At 62.2% G+C, this 1,938-nt stretch carries 1 protein-coding gene and 1 pseudogene; one reads left to right on the forward strand and one right to left on the reverse strand.

Annotation, left to right across the window (positions count from 1 at the left end; translation table 11 throughout):
- Nucleotides 1-1,271, reverse strand: a 1,271-nt coding sequence (locus EN932_RS38560) for a hypothetical protein (protein WP_128369471.1), incomplete at its 3' end; no start/stop codon positions are given.
- A 413-nt stretch (nt 1,272-1,684) separates the two neighbouring features.
- Here EN932_RS38560 and EN932_RS39355 point away from each other — a divergent pair.
- Nucleotides 1,685-1,938: pseudogene (locus tag EN932_RS39355) on the forward strand (hypothetical protein); the annotation flags it as partial.

A 1,938-nucleotide genomic window follows, 5' to 3' on the forward strand; every position in this document is an offset into this window, starting at 1 on the left:
AAGGCGCTGCGCAGCGGAATGGAGCGCGAAACGGGTTCGCCGTCGCGAGCCTGCACGGCCATCTGGAACAAACGGTTGCTTTCCGGATTGGCAAGGGCGATACCGCCGAACGCCGTCGCCACGAAGAGCGTCTTTTCCTGATCGAACAGCGTGTTCGTTGCCCTGACGCGACCATTGCTGGCGAGGACGGCCGCCGGAAGTCCGATCGTGGCCAAGGCATTCACCGTGCCGCGGGCGCGCTCCAGGCCCAGGCGCGTGGCCGCGAGGCTGGCGCGCGCCATGTCGGGTCGCAGGCGGTCGAGCAACGCAAAATGCTCCGGTTCGTGGGCGCCGTCTTCCAGGCCGTGAACATGCATTTCGAAGCCGTCGGGAATGCGGCAGGCAACCTCTGTCATCATGATCATCGCGCAGCGCTCGGATGCCAGGCTGTAGGCGCGGGCATCGACGAAAGACGCCACCGACAGCACCAGCCGTGCCAAGTCGGATCGTTGGCGATCCGATGGCACTAGCAGCGTCCCGCCGGTTCCCCGCATGACACCGTCCACCAACGAGCAAGCATCCACGACCAGCCGCTGCAGCTCCTGCGTATCCTGCACACCAGTGGCGACAATCGTGCCGTCCTTGAGAGTCAACGGACTATCCTGCCGTGCCAGTATCGCTTCGGCGGCCTCGTTCATCTGCGCGATCTGGCAGTGACCGTTGACCAGAAGGACGCCGAAGGGCAGACGCGCGAACGCCGATGCCAGCGCCGAGGTGTTTTCAAGCCGCCGGCCGATCTGCCCGGCGCGCAGGACATGCGGCACGATCTTCTGCAACAGCTCGATGTCTTCCTTGCCAAACGCGTCCTGCCTCGGACCGCGATCGACACTCAAAATCCAGTGCGACCCGTTGGCGGCGATCAGGTTGCAGGCGAGCCCCTTATAGATGTCACGCGGCCTTAGCCAGTCCTGCCAGAGTTCGCTGCGGCGGAACGCCGGCTCATCAGGTGGCGGCGGCCAACGATAGACTTTGCCGACGGGCAAGGCCGCCGACGCCGCTGTCAGAGGATCGCGCATCAACGTGTCGATGGCCTTTTGCGAACTTAATTCCGGGTCGAGGTCGGATGCGACCGCATTGGCCGTCCGCGGGCTGACGTGCAGGATGCAGGCGCGCGAACCGCCGAACAGGTCACGCAGGCTGGTGACCGCGTCGAACCATCGTTCCTGGTCGTAGGCGGCTTCGTAGACCCTGCCAACAACGGCGGATACCGCTTCGGTGGTGACGTCAGCCATGGGGCCCTTCGATCCTTCGAATGCTCACGTTTTCGTGAAGAAGCCTAACACATGGAAGCTCTCGCGCAAGTTGCACTGGTGCTGAGCCTGGGATGCCGCCCTCGTTTCCGGCCCATCGTCAATTAGCAAAAATGAAGGTGCCCCCCGGCTCTGGCCTTAGGGGTTCCCATTGACGCTTGCCGGCTTTTGCCGACGTGGATGGAAGCTTGGGCGGAGGCGCTGGCGTGACGGGCTTTGCGGGCTTTTCTTCCTGACCGCTTGGCGCTGGCGGCACGCTCTGCTCACGTTCACCGAAAGCCCATAGATCTTCCATTCGCCGTCTTCCGGCGCAAACAGGGGTGGTGTGTGGATGTTCTCCGCATTGCAATCTGTGCTTTTTATGCGGTTCTTGGGGCGTGGAAAAGGAGAGCTTGATGTCTGAAATGCTGCTGGCAACGCTTTCCAACATTCGGACGGTTGAGGAAATGATCGTCGCCTTCCGGGATGAAGAGCATTGCCGGCGGCTCCTGGAAGGTGTGGTGTGCCCGCCTCCGGGCCGCGCCGTGCAAGTCGGACATCACGTGCAATCGCCTAGATCCGATAACTCATTGCTGGAATGGATGTGCCGATTTCAAAAGCGCAACAAGCTGGCTTTGTTGATTCGTTCCCGTCTTGCGAAAGATACGGT

Source organism: Mesorhizobium sp. M7A.F.Ca.US.002.01.1.1, assembly GCF_004022955.1.
In the GTDB taxonomy this organism is placed as follows: domain Bacteria; phylum Pseudomonadota; class Alphaproteobacteria; order Rhizobiales; family Rhizobiaceae; genus Mesorhizobium; species Mesorhizobium ciceri.